2 protein-coding genes are annotated in these 2,703 nt (G+C 58.9%); both read left to right on the top strand.

Annotated elements, in window-relative coordinates; translation table 11 throughout:
* Positions 1 to 244 precede the first annotated feature (244 nt).
* Positions 245 to 2,218 carry a ribosomal protection-like ABC-F family protein gene (gene abc-f, locus QZ302_RS09695; protein ID WP_294594862.1) on the top strand — a complete coding sequence of 658 codons (1,974 nt, stop codon included), beginning with the start codon at positions 245 to 247 and terminating at the stop codon, positions 2,216 to 2,218.
* Positions 2,205 to 2,703, top strand: a 499-nt coding sequence (locus QZ302_RS09690; RefSeq protein WP_294594860.1) for an RNA methyltransferase substrate-binding domain-containing protein, incomplete at its 3' end; no start/stop codon positions are given. The genes abc-f and QZ302_RS09690, both read left to right, overlap by 14 nt.

The following is a 2,703-nucleotide window of genomic DNA, read 5'->3' as shown; positions in this document are numbered from 1 at the left end:
TTATAGCGCCCCGCCGAAAACCCAGCCCGACAGACTCACGAAGACTGAGGACTGCGGAGCCTAAGGAGTAGCGTAGCTAGCTAAAAGTCTTTTGGGTACCTTTTCTTCAGAACCGAGTAGCGTACCGAGAGCAGAGACCGCTTGCGGGATTTGCCGAGGTAGCACGAGGAAGACGAAGTCAAAAGGTACGGTTCCAGCCGGCTCTAAGAATCGAGCATACTAAATATAAATTGCGTTAAATCATATGTTATCCGCAGATAATTTGACCGTTTCGTTCGGCGGCAGCGACCTGTTCCGCGACGTCTCGTTCCTCATCAACCCCAAAGAGCGGATCGGGCTGGTTGGCAAGAACGGAGCCGGCAAATCGACCATACTCAAGATTATAGCAGGTCTTCAGACCCCGACTTCGGGGACGATTTCGAAGACCGACGACTGCACCGTCGGCTACCTGCCCCAACAGATGCGCGTGGCCGACGACACCGACCTCATCACCGAGTGCGGAAAAGCCTTTGCCGAGATCATTGACCTCGAACGCGAGATCGCCCGCTGTACGGACGAGATATCGACACGCACCGACTACGAATCGGACGAGTATGCACAGCTGCTCCACCGGCTGCACGAAGCCACCGAGCGGTACCACCTGCTGGACGGCGACAACCGCGATGCCGAGGTGGAAAAGACCCTGCTCGGGCTCGGGTTCAAGCGCGAAGAGTTCAACCGGCCCACCTCCACATTCTCAGGCGGGTGGCGCATGCGGATCGAGCTGGCCAAACTGCTGCTGAAGAAGCCCACGCTCTTCCTGCTCGACGAACCCACGAACCACCTCGACATCGAGAGCATCCAGTGGCTGGAGACCTATTTGCAGAATTACGGCGGGGCGGTGATCCTCATCTCGCACGACCGGGCCTTTCTGGACAACGTCACCAACCGGACGATCGAACTCTCGTGCGGGCGGGCGACAGATTATAAAGTGTCGTACAGCCGCTACGTCGAACTGCGCGCAGAACGGCGGCAACAGCAGATCGCCGCCTACGAGAACCAGCAGCGGATGATCGAAAAAACGGAAGAGTTCATCGAAAAATTCCGCTACAAACCGACCAAGTCGAACCAGGTGCAGTCGCGGATCAAGCAGCTCGAAAAGCTCGACCGGATCGAGATCGAGGAGGAAGACAATGCCACGCTGAACATCCGTTTTCCGTCGGCTCCGCGCTCGGGACAAGTGGTCGTGGAGGCCAAGGAGGCCGGCATGACCTTTCCCGCGAAGGGAGATGAGGCGGAGAAACATGTCTTCTCGGGGGCCAATATCGTAGTGGAGCGGGGCGAAAAGGTGGCCCTCGTGGGGCGGAACGGCGAGGGAAAGACCACTTTCGTGCGGATGGTGCTGAACGAAATCGCCGCGACCGAGGGTTTCACCAAAACGGGGCATAATGTGCATATCGGCTACTTCGCCCAGAACCAGGACGACCTGATGGACGGGGAGTTCACGGTATTCGACACGCTGGATCGGGTGGCCGTGGGAGATATCCGGACACGGCTCAGAGATATCCTGGGGGCTTTCCTCTTCCGGGGCGAGGAGATCGACAAGAAAGTCAAGGTGCTGAGCGGCGGCGAGCGGTCGCGGCTGGCGATGGCCCGGCTGATGCTGGAGCCGTACAACCTGCTGATTCTCGACGAACCGACCAACCACATGGACATGCGGTCGAAAGATATCCTCAAGCGGGCGCTGATGGCTTACGACGGGACGGTGCTGGTGATCTCGCACGACCGCGAGTTTCTGGACGGGCTGGTGAGCAAAGTCTACGAATTCCGCGACGGGCGGGTCAAGGAGCATCTGGGGGGGATTTACGACTTCCTGAGGGCCCGGCAGATCGAAAACATGCGCGAGATCGAACGCTCCGCCTCCCCTACTCCGGCGATTTCCGCCAAGCCCACCGCGCCGAAACAGCCGGAACAGAAGAAGCGGCCGGAGCTCTCGTACGCCGAAAAGAAAGAGCGGGATCGGCAGGTGACACGGCTGCGGAACGCGGTGGCCAAATTAGAGGGCGAAATTGCGGAACTGGAGCGACAGACCTCGGCTCTGGAAGCGCGCCTGATGGATCCGGAACAATATACGATGGCCCTGTTCGAAGAGTACAACCAACTGAAAACCAAACTGGACACCACGATACAGGAGTGGGCCGAAACGACCGAAAAATTAGAAAATCATGGCATTCGATAACGACAACCCTTCGACGAAAAAGAGTTTTTACCGCCGGCCGGCAGATGCGGATCCTAAACGCGAAGGGGAGGATTTTCGACCGCGGCCTGTCACGGAGCGCAAGCGGAGCGACAAATCCAAACCCGCATTCGACAAAAAGGCGGAACGGAAGGCGCCGGAAAACGTGATTTTCGGCATCCATCCGGTGCGCGAGGCGATCGAAGCGGGGACGGAGATCGAAAAAATCTACTTCCGAAAGACGGCAGGCGAGACGCTCGCAGCGGCGGAGCGGGCGCATGTCGGCGCGGCGAACGCCCTGCGGGAACAGGCGCTGGAGGCGGGCATCCAAATTCAGGAGGTACCGGTCGAAAAGCTCAACCGGCTGACCCGCAACGGGAACCACCAGGGGGTGGCGGCGGTCGTGGCAGCGATCTCCTATAAGGACATCAACGAGCTGGCCGAAGAGCTCGAAACGAAAATCGCGGCGGGCGAAACGCCGTTAGTCA

It is taken from the genome of uncultured Rikenella sp., assembly GCF_910579375.1.
In the GTDB taxonomy this organism is placed as follows: domain Bacteria; phylum Bacteroidota; class Bacteroidia; order Bacteroidales; family Rikenellaceae; genus Rikenella.
The sequence above is the reverse complement of the archived record's forward strand: the minus strand, read 5'-3'. Positions and strand labels throughout refer to the sequence as shown.

Bases quoted from the DNA above. Each gene is read 5' to 3' on its own strand.
- abc-f (WP_294594862.1), top strand. From the start codon at position 245: ATGTTATCCGCAGATAATTTGACCGTTTCGTTCGGCGGCAGCGACCTG.